12 protein-coding genes and 1 tRNA gene are annotated in these 22,086 nt (G+C 71.9%); 7 read left to right on the top strand and 6 right to left on the bottom strand.

Going from position 1 to position 22,086, the window contains the following annotated elements; translation table 11 throughout:
* The first annotated feature begins 42 nt into the window (after nt 1–42).
* Both OHA84_RS16355 and OHA84_RS16350 read left to right on the top strand, forming a co-directional pair.
* Nucleotides 43–2,007, top strand: coding sequence for an MFS transporter (locus OHA84_RS16355; protein ID WP_371591395.1), 1,965 nt, complete (start codon nt 43–45; stop codon nt 2,005–2,007).
* 98 nt (nt 2,008–2,105) lie between these two features.
* On the top strand, nt 2,106–2,309 hold the full coding sequence (locus tag OHA84_RS16350; RefSeq protein WP_234350270.1) for a hypothetical protein: 204 nt from the start codon (nt 2,106–2,108) through the stop codon (nt 2,307–2,309).
* A gap of 246 nt (nt 2,310–2,555) precedes the next feature.
* Here OHA84_RS16350 and OHA84_RS16345 read toward each other — a convergent pair.
* The 4 genes from OHA84_RS16345 to OHA84_RS16330 all read right to left on the bottom strand — a co-directional run bounded on the left by OHA84_RS16345 (nt 2,556) and on the right by OHA84_RS16330 (nt 5,442).
* Nucleotides 2,556–2,628 (bottom strand) — tRNA-Arg (locus OHA84_RS16345).
* A gap of 363 nt (nt 2,629–2,991) precedes the next feature.
* Nucleotides 2,992–3,483, bottom strand: a complete 492-nt coding sequence (locus tag OHA84_RS16340) for a hypothetical protein (RefSeq protein WP_266971060.1) — start codon at nt 3,481–3,483, stop codon at nt 2,992–2,994.
* A 38-nt stretch (nt 3,484–3,521) separates the two neighbouring features.
* Nucleotides 3,522–4,961: a hypothetical protein gene (locus tag OHA84_RS16335; RefSeq protein WP_266971062.1), complete on the bottom strand. Its 1,440-nt coding sequence runs from the start codon at nt 4,959–4,961 to the stop codon at nt 3,522–3,524.
* A 10-nt stretch (nt 4,962–4,971) separates the two neighbouring features.
* The gene (locus OHA84_RS16330) at nt 4,972–5,442 is read right to left on the bottom strand and encodes a hypothetical protein (RefSeq protein WP_266971064.1); all 471 of its coding nucleotides are present in this window, start codon (nt 5,440–5,442) and stop codon (nt 4,972–4,974) included.
* 852 nt (nt 5,443–6,294) lie between these two features.
* Here OHA84_RS16330 and OHA84_RS16325 point away from each other — a divergent pair.
* Nucleotides 6,295–7,206, top strand: coding sequence for a hypothetical protein (locus tag OHA84_RS16325; RefSeq protein WP_266971066.1), 912 nt, complete (start codon nt 6,295–6,297; stop codon nt 7,204–7,206).
* Nucleotides 7,207–7,683: 477 nt separating this feature from the next.
* Here OHA84_RS16325 and OHA84_RS16320 read toward each other — a convergent pair whose 3' ends face one another.
* Nucleotides 7,684–8,883, bottom strand: coding sequence for a hypothetical protein (locus tag OHA84_RS16320; protein ID WP_266971068.1), 1,200 nt, complete (start codon nt 8,881–8,883; stop codon nt 7,684–7,686).
* A 137-nt stretch (nt 8,884–9,020) separates the two neighbouring features.
* Complete coding sequence (locus OHA84_RS16315) at nt 9,021–10,019, bottom strand: LuxR family transcriptional regulator (RefSeq protein WP_053679665.1); 999 nt, start codon at nt 10,017–10,019, stop codon at nt 9,021–9,023.
* Nucleotides 10,020–10,216: 197 nt separating this feature from the next.
* Here OHA84_RS16315 and OHA84_RS16310 point away from each other — a divergent pair, with 197 nt between their 5' ends.
* From OHA84_RS16310 to OHA84_RS16295, 4 genes are read left to right on the top strand one after another with little or no spacing between them, the layout of a single operon-like run.
* Nucleotides 10,217–11,515, top strand: a complete 1,299-nt coding sequence (locus tag OHA84_RS16310) for an MFS transporter (RefSeq protein WP_371591594.1) — start codon at nt 10,217–10,219, stop codon at nt 11,513–11,515.
* Nucleotides 11,475–14,927 carry a beta-ketoacyl synthase N-terminal-like domain-containing protein gene (locus OHA84_RS16305; protein WP_323181910.1) on the top strand — a complete coding sequence of 1,151 codons (3,453 nt, stop codon included), beginning with the start codon at nt 11,475–11,477 and terminating at the stop codon, nt 14,925–14,927. The genes OHA84_RS16310 and OHA84_RS16305 overlap by 41 nt, the downstream gene beginning before the upstream one ends.
* Nucleotides 14,924–20,782, top strand: coding sequence for a MupA/Atu3671 family FMN-dependent luciferase-like monooxygenase (locus tag OHA84_RS16300; RefSeq protein WP_266971074.1), 5,859 nt, complete (start codon nt 14,924–14,926; stop codon nt 20,780–20,782). Before OHA84_RS16305 ends, OHA84_RS16300 begins: the two co-directional genes overlap by 4 nt.
* A complete protein-coding gene (locus tag OHA84_RS16295) occupies nt 20,779–22,086 on the top strand; it encodes a M18 family aminopeptidase (RefSeq protein ID WP_053679659.1) in 1,308 nt (435 codons plus the stop codon). The genes OHA84_RS16300 and OHA84_RS16295 overlap by 4 nt, the downstream gene beginning before the upstream one ends.

Below are 22,086 nucleotides of genomic sequence, written 5' to 3'. Positions count from 1 at the left end.
GAGTGCGGTACTCGCGCAGGTGTCGGGGAGAGAGCGTCGGTAGTGACCACCGCTGAGCAGTACGGGCAGGAGCGGGAGCAGCGCGGCCGGACCGCGGGCTCCGGCTCGACCGATGCCGAAACGTTCCCTGCGGACGGCTCCGATCCCCGTTCCGATCCCCGTTCCGATCCCCGTCCCGATCCTCGTTCCGGCTCACGTTCCGGTTCTCGTTCCGGTACGGGTGGCCCGCCGGGCATGGCACGCCTCGCCCTGCGCTGGGCGCAGGGGCACCCCGTGGTCGTCACCACCGCCGTTGCGGCCGTCCTGCACGTCGTCTGGCTCTTCACCTTCGCCAACAGCGGCGGGGACCTCGCCGCGCAGGACGCCTGGGCCGAGTTCGTGGGCCGGCATCCCGACACGGCGTACAACCTCGCCTGGTACGGCGGGATGCACCCGGTCTCGTACAGCGTGGTGTCCCCGTACCTCATGCACATGCTCGGCGTCCGGACCACGATGATGATCGCCGGGACGGTGTCGGCCGGGCTCCTCGCGCTGATCCTGACGCGCTGCCGGGGCGCCGTCCGGCAGCCGCTGTGGCCGGCCCTCGCCGGGGTCTACGGGCTGCTGTGCAACGCCCTCTCCGGCCGGGTGACCTTCGGGCTCGGCGCGATGTTCGCGCTCGGCGCGGTCGCCGCGGTCTTCTGCTGGCCGCGCGGCTGGGCCGAGCGGCGATGGGCGAAGGCCGCCGTCGCGGCCCCGCTCGCCGGCCTCGCCACCGCCGCCAGCCCGGTCGCCGGGTTGTTCCTCGGGGTGATCGCGGCCGCGCTGTTCCTGAGCAAGCGGCGACCGGGCGCGTACACCCTGGGGCTGCCCCCGGTGGCCGTGGTGGGCCTGTCGGCCTGGCTGTTCCCCTTCTCGGGAACGCAACCGATGAAGCTGGGCTCCGCCTGGCTGCCGTTCGTGTTCGGCCTGGTCATCGTCTTCCTCGTGCCGAAGCGGTGGAAGACGGTCCGGATCGCCGCCGCCGTGTACGCGCTCGGGGTGGCCCTGACCTGGCTGATCGACTCCCAGGTGGGGTCGAACGTCACCCGGCTCGTCATGCTGTTCGGCGGGGCGGTGCTGCTCGCGGCCCTGCCGTACGAGGCCCCGCGCACGCGCCGCCGGTACGCGCTCCTCCTCGCCTTCGTCGGGCTGAACGTCTGGATCACCACCAACAGCGTCACCGACATCATCCGCACCACGCCGCTCGCCTCCTGGAACCGGGAGCTGGCGCCCCTCGTCGACCGGCTCCAGAAGGCCGGCGCCGACCGGGGGCGGGTCGAGGTCGTGCCCGCGAGCAGCCACCGCGAGTCCTCCGCCTTCCCCGCGTACGTCAACCTGGCACGCGGCTGGAACCGGCAGGCGGACCTGGAGCGCAACCCGCTCTTCTACGACGACACGCTCACCGCCGAGAGCTACCGGGCCTGGCTGGGCCGCTGGGCCGTGCACTACGTGGTACTGCCCGTGGACAAACCCGACGAGGGCGGCAAGGACGAGGCGACGCTGGTGCGCGGGGGTCTGCCGTACCTCCACCAGATCTGGGGCGACGAGAACTGGCAGCTCTTCCAGGTGCAGGCCCCCACCGATCTGGTGGCCGGACCCGCGACGGTGGTGCGCGCGGGCGCCGACCAGCTGGTCATCGACGTGAAGCAGGCAGGCCGGGTCAGTGTGCGCGTCCCGCACTCGCCGTGGCTGGGGCTGGTGGACGCCCAGGGCAAGGCGGTGGCGCCCCCGCAGGAGACGGCCGACTCCAAGGCGGGATCCTCGGCGAAGAAGCCCGGGCCGAAGCGGTTCGCCAATACCGCGGGGTGCCTGTTCAAGGCGGCCCCGGACGCGGTGGGCGACGTGTGGACCGAGCTGCTGGCGCCGACCCCGGGGGAGTACCGGGTCGCGGCGAAGTACCAGATCCCTCGGGGAACGCCCTGCCCGCAGGAACTGGTCGACGAGGTCCTGGAGCCGCGGGCGCCGGCCGATCCGTCCCGGCCATGATCGAGAGTTTTTACCCCCGGCCCGGGTGCGTGGGTCGATATATCTGCATACGATCCGAGTAGTCCGATTGGGTGCTTCCCGAGGGAGTTGACGGCGGGATGAGCAAAGAGCAGAAGCACGACGTCCAGGCAGTGATCGCGAAGGCGTCGGAGCAGGTACAACTGCCACGCACGCAGGGTCACGGCTTCGAAGGTCCGGTCCGCAGCAAGGTCAAGGGCGGAGCCCACACGAAGGCGGCCCTCAAGCGGGCCGGCACTCCGCAGGGCGACCGGATCGGCGAGCGCAGCAGAGGCCTGAGCTGACCCCCGTCGGTTGATCGCACGGCCCTCCCGGCCCGGCCGGGAGGGCCCATCCGTGCCCGCAGTGCGCGCAGTGCCCTGAGTGCTCGCACTGCTCGCACTGCCCGCAGTGCCCTCCGTCGCCTCCGTCGCCTCCGTCCGCGTCGACTCACGCACCCCACACCGGACTTGCCCCCGTGCCCCGGTGCCCCCGTGCCCCGGAAACGACGAAGACCCCCGGCCGTGATCGGCGGGGGTCTCGCGTCGATGTGCCCTCGGCAGGATTCGAACCTGCGACACCGGCTTTAGGAGAGCCGTGCTCTATCCCCTGAGCTACGAAGGCGGGGGCTTGTCGCGAACCTTGTCGGAAACCCCGGAGGGATCACGCGCGCCGTCTCGACAAACATGCTGGTCAGGCGACGTGCACACATCCGGGTGGAGATGCCCTCGCGGACACTTTTCCCGGCATACGCCTGGTAGCCGACTGACCGCTGACAGCCTAGCGGATCGTGCTGGGAGTGGTCGCATGGATTGCCGCGGGCGCGGGGCCTGGGTGTTCTGATGGGCTGGGGGCCGGCGTCCTGGCGACGAAGGCCGACTGGACCGGCCTCCCCCTGCCGGGGCGCGACCGCGTTGACGTGTGCTTGCAACACCGCTGCCTCTGCGGACGGCTGGGCGTCAGACCGCACCGCGGCTCTTGCGGGCGTCAGTCGACCCCTCTCAGGTAGACGCGGCTGCTCCGTTCGTCGATCTGCGCCACCGCGACCTTGAGCCAGTTCAGGTCGCCCTTGCAGGGAGCGCACACCTGCCCCTCCCTGACCTTGGGAAGCGAATCCGGTTCCGGCAGCCCCAGGCGTGCGAACGGCGTGGCCGGTGTTGCCTCGGCGGCGAAGGGCTGCGCGCGCAGTCTGAGGGGCTGCTCCGGCTTCAGCTGGGTGAGGAAGGAGTCCACGGCTTCCGCGGGCAGGACGAAGGACAGGATCAACCCGTCGTCCTGGAACCCCCTGCGGTGCGCTGCCGCGGTTTGGGTCGCTGTCGAGGGGACCTCCACGTGCAGGGTCCGGGCGATGGACTCGGCGGTGGCTCCCTCGACCCAGTCGGACGTCCCCGGGTCCGCCGAGCGGCCGCCTTCCCTGCCGCTACCGCCGGACGCCCCGGAGCATCCCGCGGCGAGCACGCCGAGCAGCACCGTTGCCACTGCGAGCGCCGGGGCGGGGCCCGGGCGTGGTGCGCGGATCACCGGGCGGCCGAATTGCGGCCGATGTCCGTACGGGTGCCGCTCCGCCCGGTGTCCTCGGGTGCGGGCCAGGACCCTCCTGCCGACAGGTCGTGTCGCTGTACCGAGCTGCTTCCTCGCATGTCGAACTCCCTGGCCAGTCCTGTCGTGTGCATGCGGGCCATGTCGGCATCGGTGACGGTGGTCGGTCCGATCGGCGTGGCCTTGATTCCGTCCCAGTTGTAGCGGTCCCACACATTGACCTGGTAGTCGATGCTGACCTGCGGTTTCCCATCGGGTCCGGGGACGGCGGTGACCACCCCGGTCGTGTTGGTCATGCCGCTGCCTACGGCCAGGTACCAGTTGTTCGTACCGTCCGGGCCCTTTTCGTGTTCGTATCCGCTGCTGCCGGATTCCACGGGGATGGCGACAGGCTTGCCACCCGACTTCTCGAAGGCATCCAGTGCCTGCTGCCGCCACTCGTCCTGCTCTGTGGCCCGGATCCGTGCCACCTCGTCCCGGAGCGCCGGGTCGTCGGCCAGCATGCGGTCGACGTCCAGATCGAGCGTCTTGCCGCTGCCGTTGAGGTAGTGATCCATGTGTCGGGCCGCGTCGGTCTTGCCCATGAAGTCGCCGGAGTTCGAGATGCCGTTGGCCTGGATCTCTTTCCAGTAGTCCGCTATTCCTGGCGATTCGACGTCGTACGGGCCGGCGCCGTCGTCCGCGGCGACCTGCTTGACCTGAGGGCGGAGCAGGCCGGCCGCCAGGAGGTCGTCCCGGTGCTGGGTCCACAGCTGGGCCCGGGCCTCGGGGCCGAGGGACTGCCAGAGCCGCTGCAGCTCCTTCCGCTGTTTGGTGTCGGCCTCCTCGCCGAGCCCGGCCAGTTTCAGTGCTCGCGGGAGCATCTCCTGGTCTAGGGAGGTGTACGTCGCATGGCCGGCGTTGTGCGGATCCGCGCCATGGCTGCCACGCAAAGCGCGTACGGCAGCGGCATCGACCTCGGCCGCGTGGCTCACTACTCCGCTCAGGGTGTCGGCGTACCAGCGCATGAGGTCCTGCTTGCGCTGGCCGGGACCGTCCACCTCACAGATCAGGGCATCCTCGATCGTCACCGCTCCGCCTTGCCCCACACGGACGTTGAAGCCTGCCTCTTTGGCATCGGCGGTCACGTTCTTCGCCTGCTGCTGGATGGCCACCAGTTCGGAGTGGGCGTCCTGGAGGACGCCGAAGATGCTCTTGGCCTCCGTGTGGAGGTCCTCTATCTCCTTGACCGTCTTACCGACGAAGGCGCGGGTCACACCGGCGTTCACGCCTTCCCAGCGGGCCTTCTCGGCCTTGGCCTTTGCCCCGTCGCGCGCCTGTCCCCCCAGGCTCTGCAGAGCGTCGGCCGTACGCTTCCAGTCCTGAACGGCGGATCCCAGCTTCGTGAGGTCCAGTTCCATGAGGTCCGAGTAGTCCATGCCGTGCTCCCTACTTGAGGTACTCGTCGATACGGGAGACGGGCACGGCCGAGCCGTCGCGGTTGCGGAGCGAGGCCGCGATGGCCTCGTCGTCCGCGGCGTGCGCCTTCTTGGAGTAGTCCAGGTGGTTCGAGATGTGGGCGCATGCCTGCAGGACCGTCTTCACCTGAGATGTCCACACGGACACGGTGGTCTCCAGCTCGCCGCCGAGAGAGAAGCCGGCCGTCTTCAAGGATCCTGCGGCCTGCATCGTGGAGCCGTTTCCTGACCCGTCGGCACCGGCGCCGGCGATATCGGCCTGCTTCTGCAGCTGCCCATGCAGCAGGAAGGCCTCATGACCCACTTCGCCCAGGTCATCCTGGTGTACGACCAGGTCGGCCTGACCGCCACCAGGTCCGCTGGTCACCTGGTTGAGGCGCATCGACACCTGGCGCTCGCCGGCGACATCTACCTTGGCCTTTTCCCATTCGTCCCACACCATGGCGCCATTTGATCATGTTCCGACAGGCGGCGTAGGGGCAATGTGAGCCGGTTTCCACAGCTCTGACCTGCCCGACACGGGCGGCCTGAGCCCACGTGCTCGGATCGTGCGTGTTCCTCTGAACACGTCAATGCTTTCAAGCCCGGCGCGCGTCGCGCAACGGGCGGTCCCGGACGATCTCATCCCGGCCTGGGGGCTTCTGAGCTGCAGCGATGTGCTGAGCGTTCCGAGAAGGGGAGCGGAGCGTTTTCGACAGCTTCCGCGGTAAGCCTCTGACCTGGGCTTCTAGGGTTTCCGTCAAGCCCCACGAAGGCGGGGGCTTGTCGCGAACCTTGTCGGAAACCCCGCAGGGGCCGCCCGACGCGGACGGACAAACGTCCTGGTCAGCTTGCGTGCGTATGCGGAGGGCGCAGCGTCCTCGCGGACGCTTTCCCGGGCACACACGGGGTGGCTCTGGTCGGCTGTGGACCCGGGGCACGAAAGACAGCCGCGCCCTCTGTGGGCACGGTCGTCGCGGTGTCTGCGGGGGTTGTGGATCTCGGTCTATGCGGCCTCGCCGAGGTGGAGCTGGTGGCTGGTGGCGTTCTGGGAGAGGGCGAAGCCCAGGACGAACAGCTTCGGGACCGATTGAGCAGTATCCATCCGGCGACCGGGGTGTGAGGGCCTGCTGTTGGTCGGTGGAGATGTCGCAATCCACACCGAACCCGAAAAGCCCTCACCCGTTCAAGATGCCTCAGCCGAGTCCTGCATCACCTGTCCACAACCTCCCGGGGCAACACAACTAGGCGACCACTTCACGAACAATCCAGGCATCGTCGAGAAAGCGCCGGCCATCTACAACGGGACGTATCCGTGACGTACAACCTCCTTACCGTCGACCCCGTCAGTCCCGAGACCATGGCCCTCGCACTTGCCGGATGCCTCGGTATCGCGGTAGGTGACGTGGACGTGGCGGATTCTGACGGCGACCCCGACCTCCGCAACTGGGATGCACCCGTCTCGTGCGAATACCGGGCAGTTCAAGGTGATGTGGCCTGGTCGCTTGACGTCTATGCCCAGGAACACGTCGCTGATCAGCCGCCCGAGTCCGACCTCGCCGCGGGGTTCGCGAAGGCCGCCATGACGACCGTCCTGTTTCCCGCTGAGGAAGCACCACCCAGTGCCTACTGGGCGGTGACGCCGGAAGGCGTTCTCACCCGAGCCCGGCTCGAACTCTCCGACGACGAGCCTCCCCTTTACACGATCACCGCCGTCGAGGCGCCAGTGCCGCAACTGCCGGGGGCGACCGTGACGAGATTCGCCGAGATCGTACGGGAACAGCGGCCGGAAACGCCGGTGGCCTGGGCCTTCGCGGCATCGGTGGAGAAGGTGCGGCAGGCTGCCTCGGGCCTCGCGAGGCTTTCCCTCGACGACGGCACCGGCAGCCCCGTCTGGACCGCGAAGGGCAACCTGGTGGTTTGGGAGAGGGTCATCACGCAAATGGAATCCGGGTGGGCGCCGTCGGGGTGGTATCCGGCCGACCTCTACCGGGAGCGGCTGGAATCGCGTGACGGGCTGGCCGGAATTGGTGCCCACCTGCCGCGTGATGTCACTGAGCTACTCGACGAGGCCTTGGAGCAGCTGGACAGGCGGTTTGCCGCTGCGACAGAGGATGACCCGTCAGGGAGTCTCCGCAGAGAGCTGACCGGCGGCTCCGCAGAGCAGACGCCGGTCGGCTGGTGGTGGCGCCGCCGCCCGAATCCCGCACCTTGGGAACAGGCCTGACTGCGTCTCGATGGCGACACCCCAGGCCTGGTGCGCGATGGGAATCGCGTACCGGGCCTGCTCGGGGTCTGGGGCGTGGAAACCGAGTACGAGGGATAGCCTCAGCAGCCGCCCTCCGGGCGGAAGGCCTGGATTGGCTCCAGGTGGTGATGCCGAGCGGCGACTTCAGGATCAGCCGTCGGGGATGGTGTCGTGCGGTTCGGTCACTTCCCTCTCGGGGCCTGTGACCTGCGCATATCGGCGATGTCGCGGGTGTGGGGCCGCTGTCTGGATGGTGGAGGCGCTGCCAAGGCCGCGCGGGGAGGGCGTCCCTCGGGCGTCGCAGAAGTCATCGTCATCGTCCTCGTCATCTCGTCGTCCTCCTGGGTTCCGGTCGCGATGGCCATGGACCCGGTGCGGGCTTCGGGGACCGTCACGCACACGGCCAGGGCTCCGGCGACGGGCCGGCCGCATGGATTGCCGCAGGCGGGGACGAGGTCAGCGTTCGCGCCGCAGCGAGACCCGTACCTTCCCGTCATCGTCGTGGCCAAGGAACAGGCCCGATCCGTTCACGCCGGTGAGATACGGGACTGTCATACCCGCATCGAGAACCTTCGGTTCACCCGTGTCGGTCGTCAGGTTCAGCTGCGCGGCGACCGGTTCCGTGTCGTCGGTCGCCGACTTGTCCTGGGCGGCCCCGTACGCCGTGCCGTCGTCGCGGATCGAGGCGAGCGCGATCGTCTTGCGGTCGCCGTCGCCCTCCAGGCAGATGCCCTTGCCGCGCTTCAGGTCGAAGACAACCGGCCCGGCTGCCAGAAAGCGGCCGTCAGGTGAGGTGATCACGGGGTAGTCGCGAGCCCTGTTGGAGTCCGTGACGGGGTGGGCGCAGGTCATGCTCGCCTTGATCCGGCCCGTTCGGGCATCGTGCACCGACCACAGCGGGGCGTTCGGAGCGCCGAACGTGCCGCCCGTCGACCAGCCCGCGAGAACGTGGCCGCCGGCGACGCCGTACGCATGGCCGTTCCACGAGCCGATGATGCCCGTCTTCGCTTCGACGCCACCCGGTCGTACGGCGTCACTGAACCAGCGGCCCGGGATGCCGAAGCCTCCGGTACCCATGCCCACCAGCGGGCCGTCCGCCGTGGCCGCCATCACGCGGCTGCTTGCGCACGCCACCGTCGTCGCGCACTGAGGGAGCATGCCGTTCGGCTTCTCGTACGCGTCGACCTTTCCGGTCGCCACGTCCACCGCCGCGGCCGAGTCGGGAAAGGCCTCGTCCGAACCCCAGGCGACGAGGATCCGCCCACCGGTCGATCCGACCCACACCTCACCGGGTTCCGCCGAGACGGGGACGTCGATTTCGCGCAGCGGCTTGACCGAGGTGCCCGAGGCATCGGCGGCGTACACGGCGAGCCGCACCACCTCGGCCCCCTCGTGGAGGGAATCCTTGCCCCGCATTCCGTGCGCGTAGGCGAGCACGTACTCGCGCCCGTCCTGCTCGATCGCCAGCACGTCCGGGATCTCCCCCGCCCGACCGGATTCCGTGTCGCCCTGCGCGCCCTCGACCGGCGTGGGCGGGTGCCAAGGAGCCGAGAACCAGCGGGGCTTGCCGGTGTCGGCGGCCCGCGCCTCGACGGTGTACCCGTTGGGGGCGGCGTGCATCATGGCGACCACACCCGAGCGCGGTGCGGCAGTCACGGGAATCGTCCGCGTCCCGCCCGCTCTGTCGGCGACCGGCAGCACGTTCACCCGGCCATCCGGCCGACCCGGTGAAAGCGGCGTATGAGCCGCCGGCTTGGAAGCCGCGCACAGGGTGGCCGATACCCCCCCGGGCGTCAGCTCTCGTCGTCCAGCAGGCCCGACGCGGCCAGCAGGTAGCCGAGTTGGGCCCGGCTTCCGCTGCCCAGTTCCAGGGAGACTTTGCGTATGTGTTCGGCGACGCTGCGGCGGCTCATGCCCAGTCGGCGGGCGATGGAGCTGTCGGTCTCGCCGCCGATCACCGCGCGCAGGATGGTCCGTTGCAGGTCGGAGGTGACGATCGGGCCGCGGGAGGCGGAGCCGGTGGGGAGGATCGGGGTGGAACGCTCCCAGGTCTGGTCGAAGTACCGGGTCAGGAAACGCACCAGCGACGGGTCGTCGATGTGCAGTGCGCCCTCGGCGGGTTCGTCGGACAGTTGGATGAACGCCACGTCCTGATCGCAGATGATGACGCGTTCGATGATCTCGGCCTGGCTGCGGACCTCGGCGCCGGCCGCCGTGACCTGCTCGATGTACCACATGGTGGGTCGGTGTGTCTGGACGGTGTGTTGGTAGAGGGTTCGTTGGCGCACTCCTCGTTCCAGCGCGCGCAGGTCCCGCTCCAGGGCCTCGGCGAGGGCCCCTTCGGGGCGTCCGCCGCCGGGTTGCACGGTGCGCAGTTCCTCCCGGCAGCAGCCGACGGCCGCCTCCAGCGTGGCGCTGATGACGTCCTGGCCGACGAGCCGGACCGGGGCGGGGCGCGCCGCGTCCTGCTCCTGCGCGTACACCGCCTCGAAGACGGACAGCCGGGCCTTCGCGGCGCGCACGGAGCGGCGCTGCTCCGCGAGGAGGTCCTCCAGTGGGCCCAGCGTGGCGAAGGTCGCCGCGGCGGGTGTGACGGGTACGGCGTACCCGGGGTCCTCGCGGTCCTCCATGACGAGATGGAGCCTCCACAGACAGGACGGCAGCCCCTCGCGCGGGGCGCGGCCCTCGCGCAGCGCCGTGCGGTAGGCGGTCAGAGCGGCCGTGCAGGGCTGGGGGTTTGGGGGCGATTCGTCGCAATCGCATCCGACTGTGCCGAAATGATCTTGCTTCACAACTGTGCACATTACATTCGTGCAACCCGATATCCCTATGAGCGCAGGGCCGCCGGTTTATGTTCGCCAGGCACTCTGCGCGGGCGTTCGAGGGGGAAGTCATCCATGTCTGGTTCGGTTCGGGACGACGCCTTCGCGCCACAGGCCCATCCGTGACCTCCGGCACGGCTCTCAAGGAGCGTCGGTACCGGATCCTGGTGGCCGGTTACGCGATCTCCTCGTACGGCACCTTCCTCAACCTGGTCGCGCTGAACCTGTACGTGTACGCGGTGACCAACCGGGCTTTGGCCGTGGGCGCGTTCATGACCGTGCGGTTCGCCGCCGGGTTCCTGACCGGCCTGGTCGCCGGACCGCTCCTGGCCCGCTGGTCCGCCAAGGGCGCCATGCTCTGGGCGAACCTGCTCCAGGCGGCGGCGATGCTGCTCCTCGTGCTGGTGCCGGACGAGTACCACACGGCCTCGCTGTTCACCGTCTCCGCCGTGGTCGGCGCCGCGGGCACCCTGTTCATGGTCGCGTTCCGCAGCTCGATCCCGCACATGGTCGGCGAGGGCCGCACCACGTGGGCCAACTCGCTGATGGTCAGTTGGCGTTCCATGGCCATGGTGGCCGGCTTCGCCTCCTCGGGCGTCGTGGTCTCGCTGATGGGCTACACCGCCGCCTTCCTCGCGGACATGGGCACCTTCCTGGTCTGCGCCCTCACCGTCGCCCTGCTGCCGATGACCCGGGACGCGGCCGACGCCACGGCCGACGGCGCGAAGGGCAAGGGCGACCCGGAGGGCGCCGAGGGGACGAAGGGGAAGATCCGGTCCTCCGCCGCGCTCGCCGCGCTGGGAGCGGCCCCCGCCCTGCTGCTGATGGTGGCGTTGCGCGGGGTCGACGCACTGGGATCGTCCTCGCACAACGCCGCCCTGCCCGTGTACTCCACCCGACTCGACGCCGACTCCCCGGCCGTCTTCGTCAGCGTCTTCTGGTGCGTGTGGGCCATCGGCAACGTCCTCGCCCAACAGGTGCTGCGCCGGTACGCGAAGCGCACCGAACGCGCCGTCGGAACGCTTGGCTTCGGACTCGGCACCATCGTCATGTCGGGCACCTTCATCCTGGCGTTCGCCGGGTTCCCGTGGGCCGCGACGATCGTGATCGCCCTGCTCGCCGGGGCGGCCGACGGGGTCACCGAAGTCTCGTACACCTCGCACCTGCAGACCCTCCCCAGCGACCTGCGCACCCACGCCTTCGGGCTCTCCGCGACCGTCGAGAACCTCGGCTTCGGCATCGGGATGATCGTGGTCGCGACCGCGCTGGACGCCTTCACCCCGCTGTCGGTCGTCGCCGTCGCGCACGGCGCCGCCATCCTCGTGGCCCTGGTCTTCGTGGCACAGGTGCTCTGGCAGCGCAACGCGTCGCGGAAGGCGACGGCGGACAGCGACGAGGGAGGGAGCGGCGATGCAGGACCGGCGCGTGGCAGTCATCGGGATGGCGCTGAGGTTTCCGGGGGCTGACACACCCGCGCGGTACTGGGACGACATCCGCTCCGGCGCATCGCACGTACGCCCCTTCACCGACGACGAGTTCGCGGCCGCCGGGTTACCCGAAGACCTCTACCGGGCCCCGGACTTCACGGGCGCGAGCGCGCTGCTGCCCGACATCGACGGCTTCGACGCCGCCTTCTTCGGGATGAGCGGCCGCGAGGCCACCCTGACCGACCCCCAGCAGCGGCTGTTCCTGGAGTGCTGCCACCACGCGCTGGAGGACGGCGGTCATGCCGGCACCTCCGAGCGGGTCGGTGTGTACGCGAGCATCGGCTACCGCCTGTACTCCCTGCACAGCTACCTCGCGAATCAGATCGGCCGGCAGGGCGCTTCAGGCGACTCGGGCGACTCGGGTGCTTCAGGCGACTCGGGTGCTTCGGGCGACCCGGGTGTTTCGGGTGACTGGGCCGAGGTCAAGCAGATCCAGGTCGGCAACTACCCCGATTTCACCGCCAACCGCGCCGCCTTCCGGCTCGGACTCACCGGACCCGCCGTCAACGTCGCCACCGCCTGCTCCAGCGGCCTGGTCTCCGTCCACCTGGCCTGCCAGGCGCTGCTCGCCGGCGACGCCGACCTGATGGTGGTGGGCTCCGCCGCGCTGCACCTGCCACAGATCACCGGGCACCGGCACGTACGGGGATCGACGCTCTCCCGCACCGGCGCCGTACGGGCCTTCGACGCGGCGGCCGACGGCACGGTCGGCGGCAACGGGGTGGCCGCCGTCCTGCTCAAGCCCCTGGCGAAGGCGCTCGCCGACGGGGACACCGTGCACGGGGTGATCCTGGGCTCCGCCGTGACCAACGACGGCGCGGACAAGGCCGGCTTCGCGGCCCCCGGCGTCGCGGGCCAGCGGGACGCGGTGCTCGGCGCACTGGCGAACGCCGGCGTCGGGGCCGACACGATCGGCTATCTGGAGGCGCACGGCACCGGCACCTACAAGGGCGACCCGATCGAGTTCGCCGCGCTCACCGAGGCCTACCGGCGGCACACCGACCGCACCGGATTCTGCGCCCTCGGCTCCACCAAACCCGCCATCGGCCACCTGGACAGCGCCGCCGGGCTCGCCGGACTGATCAAGGCCCTCCTCGTCCTGCGGCACGCCACGATCCCCCCGCTGGTGAACCTCACCCGGCCCAACCCCCTGCTGGGCGTCGACGACAGCCCGTTCACGCTGCCCCGGCAGGCCGCACCCTGGGCCGCGGACGGGCCGCGGCGGGCGGGCGTGCACTCCATCGGCATGGGGGGCACCAACGCGCACGTGATCCTCGAAGAGGCCCCGCACGCCCCCGCACGCCCCCCGGGCGGCCCGCTCCCCGCCCTGCTGCCCCTGTCGGCGCAGAGCCCCCGAGCCCTGGAGGACAGCGCCCGGGCGCTGCGCGACACCCTGCGCCGGCGCCCGGACCTCGCCCCCGCCGACGTGCTCACCACCCTGGCCCTCGGCCGGCGCCACCTGCGCCACCGGCTCGTCGTCACCGCGCCCGCCGGGCGCCTGGCCGAGGCCCTGGACGCGTACCTCGGGGACCCGGCGCGGTACGACGGCGCGCAGTCCCCGGCGGCGCGGGCGGGGGCGGCCCCGGCCCGCGCCGACGGGGTCACCGCCCACCACACCGGGACGGTCGAGGCGCAGGCCCCGACCGCGCCCGCCTTCGTCTTCAGCGGCCAGGGCAGCGGCCGGCCCGGGATGGCCGGCGCGCTCGCCGCGCGCTTCCCCCAGGCGGCCGAGGTGCTGAGGGAGTGCGCCCGGATCCACCGGGAGGAGACCGGGGAGGACCACTTCCTCGCCCGGGTCGTCGCCGGTGAGGGACCCGGCCGGTGGGGCACCGACTTCGCCCAACCGGCGATCTTCGCCCTCCAGGTCGCCCAGGCGCGGCTCTGGCGGCACCTGGGCGTGACCCCGTCCGCCGTCGCCGGGCACAGCGTGGGGGAGTACGCGGCCCTGTGCGTCGCGGGCGCCCTCACGGTCGAGGACGGCATGCGGTTGCTGTGCCGGCGCGGCCGGCTCATGCAGGGCACCGAGCCCGGCGCCATGCTGGCCGTGTTCAGCCCCCTGGAACGGGTACGGGAACTCCTCGACGCCCTCGGACGGTCGGCGCACGGCCGCCTCGAACTGGCCGTGTCCAACGGGCCCGCGCAGCACGTCGTCGCGGGCCGGCCGGCCGTTGTGGAGGCGGCCCGCTCCTGGCTCGCCGAACGCGGGGAGACGAGCGAACCGCTGCCCGTGGACCGCGCCTTCCACACCGCGCTGCTCGACCCGGTGCTGGACGAGTTCCGCGCCGTCGCCGACAAAGTCGAACTCCAACCCGTACAGGTGGAGTTCGTCAGCGGGCTCGACGGCCGGACCCGGCCGATCGGGTGGCTCCCCGATGCCGATTACCTGGTCCGTCAGGCCCGGCACACGGCGGACTTCCACGCGGCACTGGGCACCCTCGCGCCCGTCGGAGTCCTCGTCGAGCTCGGACACGGCGCACCCCTGACCGGCCTGGCCCGCCGGGCGGTACCCGACGCCACCTGCGTCCCCACCTGGCCCGCCACGCCCGTCCGGCGCGAGGGCGGCGATCCGGGCGCCGACGCGGACGGCCCGTGGACGGCGGTGGCCCGACTGCACTGCGCCGGCGTCTCCGTCGACTGGGCCGCGCTCCTCGACGGCTGTGCCGGTCGGCGCGTCCCGCTGCCCTTGTACCCCTTCCAGCGCCGGTCGTACTGGACCGGGCCCCCACCGCATTCCGGTCCCGAGGCGGACCGCGCACCCACGAACCAAGGCTCCATGGAGGACGGCATGACCGAACGGGACGTACTCAGGCGCGTACTCGAACTCACCGCGCGCCACCTCGGTTACGACCTCGCCGAGGTCCGTGCCGGGCAGACGTTCATCGGTCTCGGTGCCGACTCGCTGCAACTCATCGGCATGCTCAGGCAGTTGGAGGCCGAGTTCGGGGTGCGGATCGCGATCCGCGACGTGCTGGAGGACGCGGGCACCCCGGAGCTGACGGCCCGCCTGATCGCCTCGCGTTCCTCGGGCGCGTTCGGTTCCTCGGTCGACGGCGGTGCGTCCGGTTCCTCGGGTGCATCCGGTTCCTCGGTCGGCTCGGGCACCCCCCTGTTCGCCGAGCCCGAGGAGCCCGCCCCGCTGACCGTGCTCGCACCGGCACCGGCACCCGCACCCGTACCGGCACCCGCACCCGTACCGGCGCCCGCGCCCGTACCCGTACTGGCACCCGCACCCGTCGTGGAATCCGCGCGTCCCTCGGCCACCGAGTACGCGCACCGCGCGGAGATCGCCGAGCTGAGCCGCCAGATCGACCTGCTGGCCGAGACCCAGGCCGCCATGCTGGTGCAGCTGTCCGAGGCCATGACCCTGCTCGGTGCCGAGCGCGCCCGATGACCGGCACCGCGGCCGACCGGGCCGCCGCGCTCTCCCGGCAGCTCACGGCGCAGCTCGCCGCCGCCAGGGACCGCCTCACGCCGCCGCCGCCATCGCCCGAGCCGACGCCACCGACACCGCCCCCGCCGCCCCCGCCGGAGCCGCCGTCCTCGCACGGCCCGCGCGTCGTGCTGCCCGAGGGTTCCGGGATGGTCGGCGACGGCGCCGACCGCGCCCAGCGCGCCCACGCCGCCGAGCTCGGCCGCCGCCTGGTCGCGCGCACCCGCACGTCGAAGGAGCTGGCCCAGAGCCGACGGGCCGTACTGGCCGACAGCCGGGCCGTCGTCGGCTTCCGCCGCTCCACCAAGGAGACCCTGTACCCGCTGGTGGCCCGTTCGGCGCGCGGCGCACGGCTCACGGACGTGGACGGCAACCAGTACACCGACATCACGATGGGCTTCGGCGCCCTGCTCTTCGGGCACGAGCCGGAGTTCGTCACGGCGGCCGTGCGCGAGCACCTCGACGACGGTCTGCGGTTCGGCCCCCGGCCGGTCGAGGCCGGTGAGGTCGCCCAACTCCTCGCCGACCTCACCGGCCTGGAACGGGTGGCGTTCGCGAATTCCGGCACGGAGGCCAACTCGGCCGCCCTGCGCCTCGCCCGCGCCGCGACCGGACGCGACCGCGTCGTCATGTTCCGCGGCTCCTACCACGGACACATCGACTCGGTACTGGGCCGCCCCGGCCCGGACGCCGCACGCGCCGTGCCCGTCGCCCGGGGCATCCCGGACAGCGCCGTCGCCGAACTCCTCGTCCTCGAATACGGCAGCCAGGAAGCCCTGGAGACCATCGACGCGCTCGGCGACACCATCGCCGCCGTCATCGTCGAACCGGTCCAGTGCCGCAACCCCGCACTGCGCCCCGTCGCGTTCCTGCGCACCCTGCGCGAACTCACCCGGCGGCGCGGCATCGTGCTGCTCTTCGACGAGATGCTCACCGGCCTGCGCCCCCACCCCCGGGGCGCACAGCACCACTTCGGCGTCGTCCCCGACCTCGCCACCTACGGCAAGGCGCTGGGCAGCGGCTTCCCGATCGGGGCGATAGCCGGCCGCGCGGACATCCTGGACGGGGTGGACGGCGGCTTCTGGCGGTACGGCGACGACAGCCGGCCCGAGGTCGAGACCACCTTCTTCGGCGGCACGTACATGCAGCACCCGCTGTCCATGGCGGCGGCCAAGGCGGTCCTCACTCACCTCACCGCCGAGGGCCCCGCCCTCCAGGAGCGGCTCAACGCCAGGACCGACGCCCTCGCCGACGACCTGAACGGCTTCTTCCGGGACGAGGAATTCCCCCTGGAACTGGCCCACTTCGGCTCCATGTTCCGGTTCACCCACCGGGCCGACATGGAACTGCTGTACCAGCACCTCCTGACGCGCGGGGTCTACGTCTGGGAGTGGCGCAGCTTCTACCTGTCCACCGCCCACACCGACGGCGACGTCGAACGGGTCTCCGACGCGGTGAAGGACTCGCTGCGCGCCCTGCGCGCCGGCGGCTTCTTCCCCACCACCCGCCCGGCCCTCCGGTCGCGGCCGACCGCGCGGCCCGCCCGCCCCCGGCCCGCCCCCGACTTCGGGATGTACTTCTTCGGCGACTACCCCGACGCCGACGACGGGCCCGCCGGTGACGCCGGTGGGCACGCGCCGCGGCCCGCCGACGCGTACGCGCGGATCATCGAGACGGCCCGCTTCGCCGACGAGCGCGGCTTCAGCTCGCTGTGGGTTCCCGAACGGCACTTCCACTCCTTCGGCGGCCTCTTCCCCAACCCGGCCGTCCTCGCGTCAGCGCTGGCCCGGGAGACCGACCGCATCCGGTTGAACGCCGGCTCCGTGGTCCTGCCGCTGCACGACCCGGTCCGTGTCGCCGAGGAGTGGTCGGTCGTCGACAACCTGTCCGGCGGGCGGGTCGGGATCGGTTGCGCCACCGGCTGGCACGCCCAGGACTTCGCCCTCCACCCGGACCGCTTCGCGCGCCGCAAGGAGATCGGGTTCGCCCACCTGGACGACGTACGGACCCTGTGGCGCGGCGGAACCCTGCGCCGGACCACGGGGAGCGGCGCGGAGGTCGGGATCCGGGTCCACCCCCGCCCGGTGCAGGCCGAGCCCCCGATGTTCCTGGCCACCTCCGGGCGCCGGGACTCGTACGAGGAGGCGGCGGAACGCGACCTGGGCATCGTCACCAACCTGATGAACCAGACGATCGCCGAGCTGGCGGAGAACGTCCGCCACTACCGCAAGGCGCGTGAGCAGCACGGCCTCGACCCCGACGCGGGCCGCGTGACCGTACTCCTGCACACGTACCTCGGCGAGGACCACGCGACGGCGCGGGCGCAGGCGCTGGAGCCGATGAGCCGCTACCTGCGGTCCTCGCTCCAGATGCGCTCGGCCGCGGGCGCACTGACGAGCAACCCCCAGGACGTGGCCGGCGCGAGCGACGAGGACCTCGACTACCTCTTCCGCCGGGCGTACGACCGGTACTGCGACGAACGCGCCCTGATCGGCACGCCCGAGACCTGCGTCCCGGTGGTCGAAGCACTGCGACGGGCGGGCGTCGACGAGATCGCCTCCCTCGTCGACTTCGGCATGCCGGCCGACCTGATGAGGTCCGGACTGGAACGGCTCGACGCGCTGCGGGCCCGGTTCCACGACCCCGGCGAGGTGGCCGTCGAAGCCGAAGCCGATCCCGTCGAGGGGTCTGTCGACGTGTCCGCGCCCGCGACCGACGCCCAGCGCCGGATCTGGCTCGCGTCCCAGCTCATCGGGGACCCGGCCGCCTACAACGAGATCCAGGCGGTACGGCTGAGCGGCGCCCTGGACACGGCGGCCCTCGGCGAGGCCGTCGCCGGCCTCGTGGAACGGCACGCCGCGCTGCGGACCGTGTTCCGCACGGGCACCGGGGACGAGACGGTCCGACAGGTCGTCCGGGCCGACGCGGACGTCGCGCTGCGGTCGAGCGACCTGCGGGACCACGCCGACGCGGACGCCGCCGTAGCCGCCGTCCTGACGCGGGAGAGCACGCGGCCGTACGACCTGGCCGAGGGACCGCTGTTCACCCCCCGCCTGTTGGCCCTCGCCGACGACGAGCACGTCCTCGTGCTGGGCATGCACCACATCGTCACCGACGGGCACTCCGCCGCCCTGCTCGCCGCCGACCTGGAGGAGTTGTACACGGCCGCCGTCGAGGGCCGCGCCGCCCGCTTCACCGCGCCAGCCGGCACCACGGTGGGCGCACCCGAGCCCGACCGGGACCCGGCCGACCTGCGCTGGTGGCAGGACCGGCTCACGCCGCCGCCGGCCGCGCTCGCCCTGCCCACCGACCGCCCCCGGGAACGCCGGGTGGCCGGGAGGGGCGCGGCCGCCGAGATCCGGCTCGACGCCGCCCGCACCTCCGCGCTCCAGGAATGGAGCGGGCAACGGGGCGTCACGCTCTTCGCCACGCTCCTGACCGGCTGGCAGCTCGTCCTGCGCGAGCGGTCCGGGCAGGACGAGTTCGTCGTCGGCTCCACCTTCGGCCGGCGTACGCCCGAGACCGCCGACACGGTCGGCTTCCACGTCTCCGTGCTGCCCCTGCGGGTGTCCCTGACGGACACGACGCCCCTCACCGACGCCGTGCGCGCCACGCGTGACGCGTTGTTCGACGCGGACGCCCACCAACACGTCGACCTCGACGCGCTGATGACCGCCGTCAACCCCGACCGGGGCCACCCGCGCCCGCTGATCACCGTGTCGGCCGATCTCGACACCGCGCCCCTGACCCGCATCCGCCTGCCCGGACTGCGCGCCCGGGAGGTGCCCGGCGGCACGGAGTCGGCGCCGCTGGAGATGGCCCTGATGGCCATCCGCGGCGGCTCCGGCCTGCGCTTGCGCCTGCGCTACGACGCCGACCTGTTCGACGCGGCGACGGCGCGCGCCCACCTGGACGACCTCGACCGGATCCTCGCCGCGATGGCGGGCGGCGATGCGGAACGGGTTCGGGACACCGCGGCCGGCCCCGCCGTCGTCGTGTCCGCCGACCAGGTTCCGCAGGAGCTGCGGACGATCTGGAAGGCGGTCCTGAAGGTCGAAGAGGTGCCGGACGACGGGGACTTCTTCGACCTGGGCGGCAACTCGATATCGGCGATCCGCCTGATCAACCGGGTGCGCGAGACGCTGGACGTCGACTTCGCCATGGCGGACTTCTTCGCGGACGCCAACCTGGGCGCGATGGCCCGCCGACTGGCGGGCGGGCAGGACCCGACCGGCGGGCAGGACCGGGACGCCGCGCAGGACCCGGTGATCGCGCAGGACCCGCCGCCGGTCCGGCCCGTGAAGGTTCCCGCCCCGCGCGAGGGCGAGGTCGTCGAGCGGGCGCCGGTCAGCGACCAGCAGGAGCGGATGATCGCGGGTCACCTCTCCGTGCCGCAGCCGCAGGTCTGGAACATGCCCACCAGGATCCGCTTCCGGGGCGCCCTGAAACCCGACGCGCTGCGCGCCGCGCTCACCGAACTGGTGGCCCGCCACCAGGCCCTCCGCCTGCGCTTCGCCCGGGACCCGGACACGGCCCGGGACCCCGGCACGGGCCGAGCCCCTGCCCCGGACCCCGGCACCGTCCAGGACCCCGGCACCGCCGAGGACCCCCGCACCGCCGAGGACCCCCGCACCGCCCAGGACCCCCGCACCGGCCGGGAATGGTGCCAGGAGGTGTTGGCCGCCCGGCCCGTCCGCCTCCCGATCGAGGACCTGACCCGGCTGGCGCCCGCGAAGCGGACCGCACGGGCCGACCGGGTGTGCCGCCGGCTGGCGGACACCCCCATCGACATCACCCGTTCGACGCTGGCCCCGCCGAAGCTGCTGCGGCTCGCCGAGGACGAGTGGCTGCTGATGTTCGTCCTGCACCACATCGCCGCCGACGGATGGGCGCACTCGATGCTCGTCTCCGAGCTCGCCGAGCTGTACACGGCCGCCGCCGAGGGCAGGGCGCACACCCTCGCGGCGCCGGCTTCCCAGCCGACGGACTACGCCCGCCACCAGAGGGCGACGAGGGACCCCGCGACCGAGGCCCGACGGGCCGCGTACTGCGCGGCGTACCTCGAAGGCGTGCCGACCCGTTCCGACATCCCCACGGACCGGCCCCGGCCCGAGAAGTCGAGCGGCGACGGCGGCACGATCCGCGGCGTGGTGCCCGGCGCCGTCCGCACGGCCGTCGAGAGGTTGGCGACGGCCCGCAGGGTCACCCCGTTCGCGGTGTCGGCGGCGGCGCTCGGTGTCCACCTGGCCCGGCTCTCCGGCGTGCGGGACATCCTGTTGAGCGTCCCGTACGCCAACCGCGAGCGCGTCGAGTTCGAATCGCTCGTGGCGATGACGTCGACCGCCGTCATGGTCCGTGTCCGCGTCGACCCGGACGAGAGCTTCGCCGACCTGGTGGGCCGGACCGGCGCGGAGGCCATGGCCGTCATGGCCAACGTCCTGCCCACCGCGCGCATCATGCGGGCGATGCGGGACGCCGGGGCCACCGAGGTGCCCGACCGGGTGCCGTACGTCCTCGGGTTCCAGAACTACCCCGACACCGACATCGAGATCCCCGGCCTCCACGTGGAGGTGGAGGACCTCGCACCGCCGGTGAGCCGGGCCGAGCTCGTCTTCGGGCTCTCGCCCCGCCGGGACCCGTCCCTCGGCTACCGCACGTTCCTGGAGTACTCGGCCGACCTGTGGGACGGGCGCACTGCCGAAGACCTCCTTTCTTCCTACGCAACGCTGCTCGCAGACCTGAGCGCCCAACCCGACCGTCGGATCGCGGCCCTGCTCAGCACTCAACCGACGCCCCGAGAGGCGGAATCCGAATGACTCTGGTCAACGACCCCAGCCACGCCGAGGACCTGCTCGCCTTCCTGAAGGACAGCTCCTCGCCCTACCACGCGGTGGCCGAGTCCGCCCGCCGCCTGGAGAAGGCCGGCTTCACCGAGCTGAGCGAGACCGAGGAATGGACCGGCGGCACCGGAGGCAGGTTCATCACCCGCGCCGGCGCCCTCATCGCCTGGTACGTCCCCGAGGGGGCACCCGCGCACACCCCCTTCCGGATCATCGGCGCGCACACGGACTCGCCCAACCTGCGGGTCAAGCCCACGCCCGACACCTCGTCCGCCGGCTGGCGGCAGATCGCCGTGGAGGTCTACGGAGGCGTCCCGCTCAACACCTGGCTCGACCGTGACCTCGGCATCTCGGGCCGGATCAGCCTGCGCGACGGCGGCTCCGCCCTCGTCAAGATCGACGAACCCCTCTTCCGGGTACCGCAGTTGGCCATCCACCTGGACCGATCGGTGAACGACGGCCTCGCCCTCGACCGGCAGCGCCAGACGCAGCCCATCTGGGCCCTGGGCGCCTCGGAGCCGGGCGCGCTGCTGCGCCGGATCGCCCGCGCCGCCGACCGGGACCCCGACCAGATCCTCGGCTGGGACCTGATGCTGCACGACATCCAGCCCCCCGGACACCTCGGCGAGGAAAGCGAGTTCCTGGTGTCCTCGCGCCTGGACAACCTGGTGTCCGTGCACGCGGGCGTCACCGCGCTCACGGCCGCCGCCGAGGCGTACGCGAGGAACACGGTCCCGGCGGAGGGCCCGCGGATCCCCGTGCTCGCGGCCTTCGACCACGAGGAGTGCGGCAGCGGCTCCGAGACCGGCGCCCGCAGCCCGCTGCTGGAGCGGATCCTGAACCGCTCCGTCAGCGGTCGCGGAGGTGGCGGCGAGGACTGGTCGCGGGCCATCGCCGGGTCGTTCTGCGTGTCCTCCGACATGGCCCACGCCGTGCACCCCAACTACAGCGAGCGCCACGACCCGGACAACCACCCGCTGCCCAACGGCGGCCCCGTGGTGAAGGTCAACGTCAACCAGCGGTACGCCACCGACGGCACCGGGTTCGCGGCCTTCGCCGCCGCCTGCGAGCGGGCCGACGTGCCGTGGCAGCGGTTCGTCTCCAACAACGCGATGGCCTGCGGCACCTCGATCGGCCCGCTCACCGCCGCCCAACTCGGCGTGACCACCGTGGACGTGGGCATCCCCGGCCTGTCCATGCACTCCGCGCGCGAGCTGGTCGGCGCCCAAGACCCCGGGTACCTGACGCGGGCCCTCGCCGAGTTCGTCACGACGGGCTGA

This window comes from Streptomyces sp. NBC_00513, assembly GCF_041431415.1.
In the GTDB taxonomy this organism is placed as follows: Bacteria; Actinomycetota; Actinomycetes; order Streptomycetales; family Streptomycetaceae; genus Streptomyces.
Note: the sequence above shows the minus strand (reverse complement) of the source record. Positions and strands in the feature narration are given on the sequence as shown.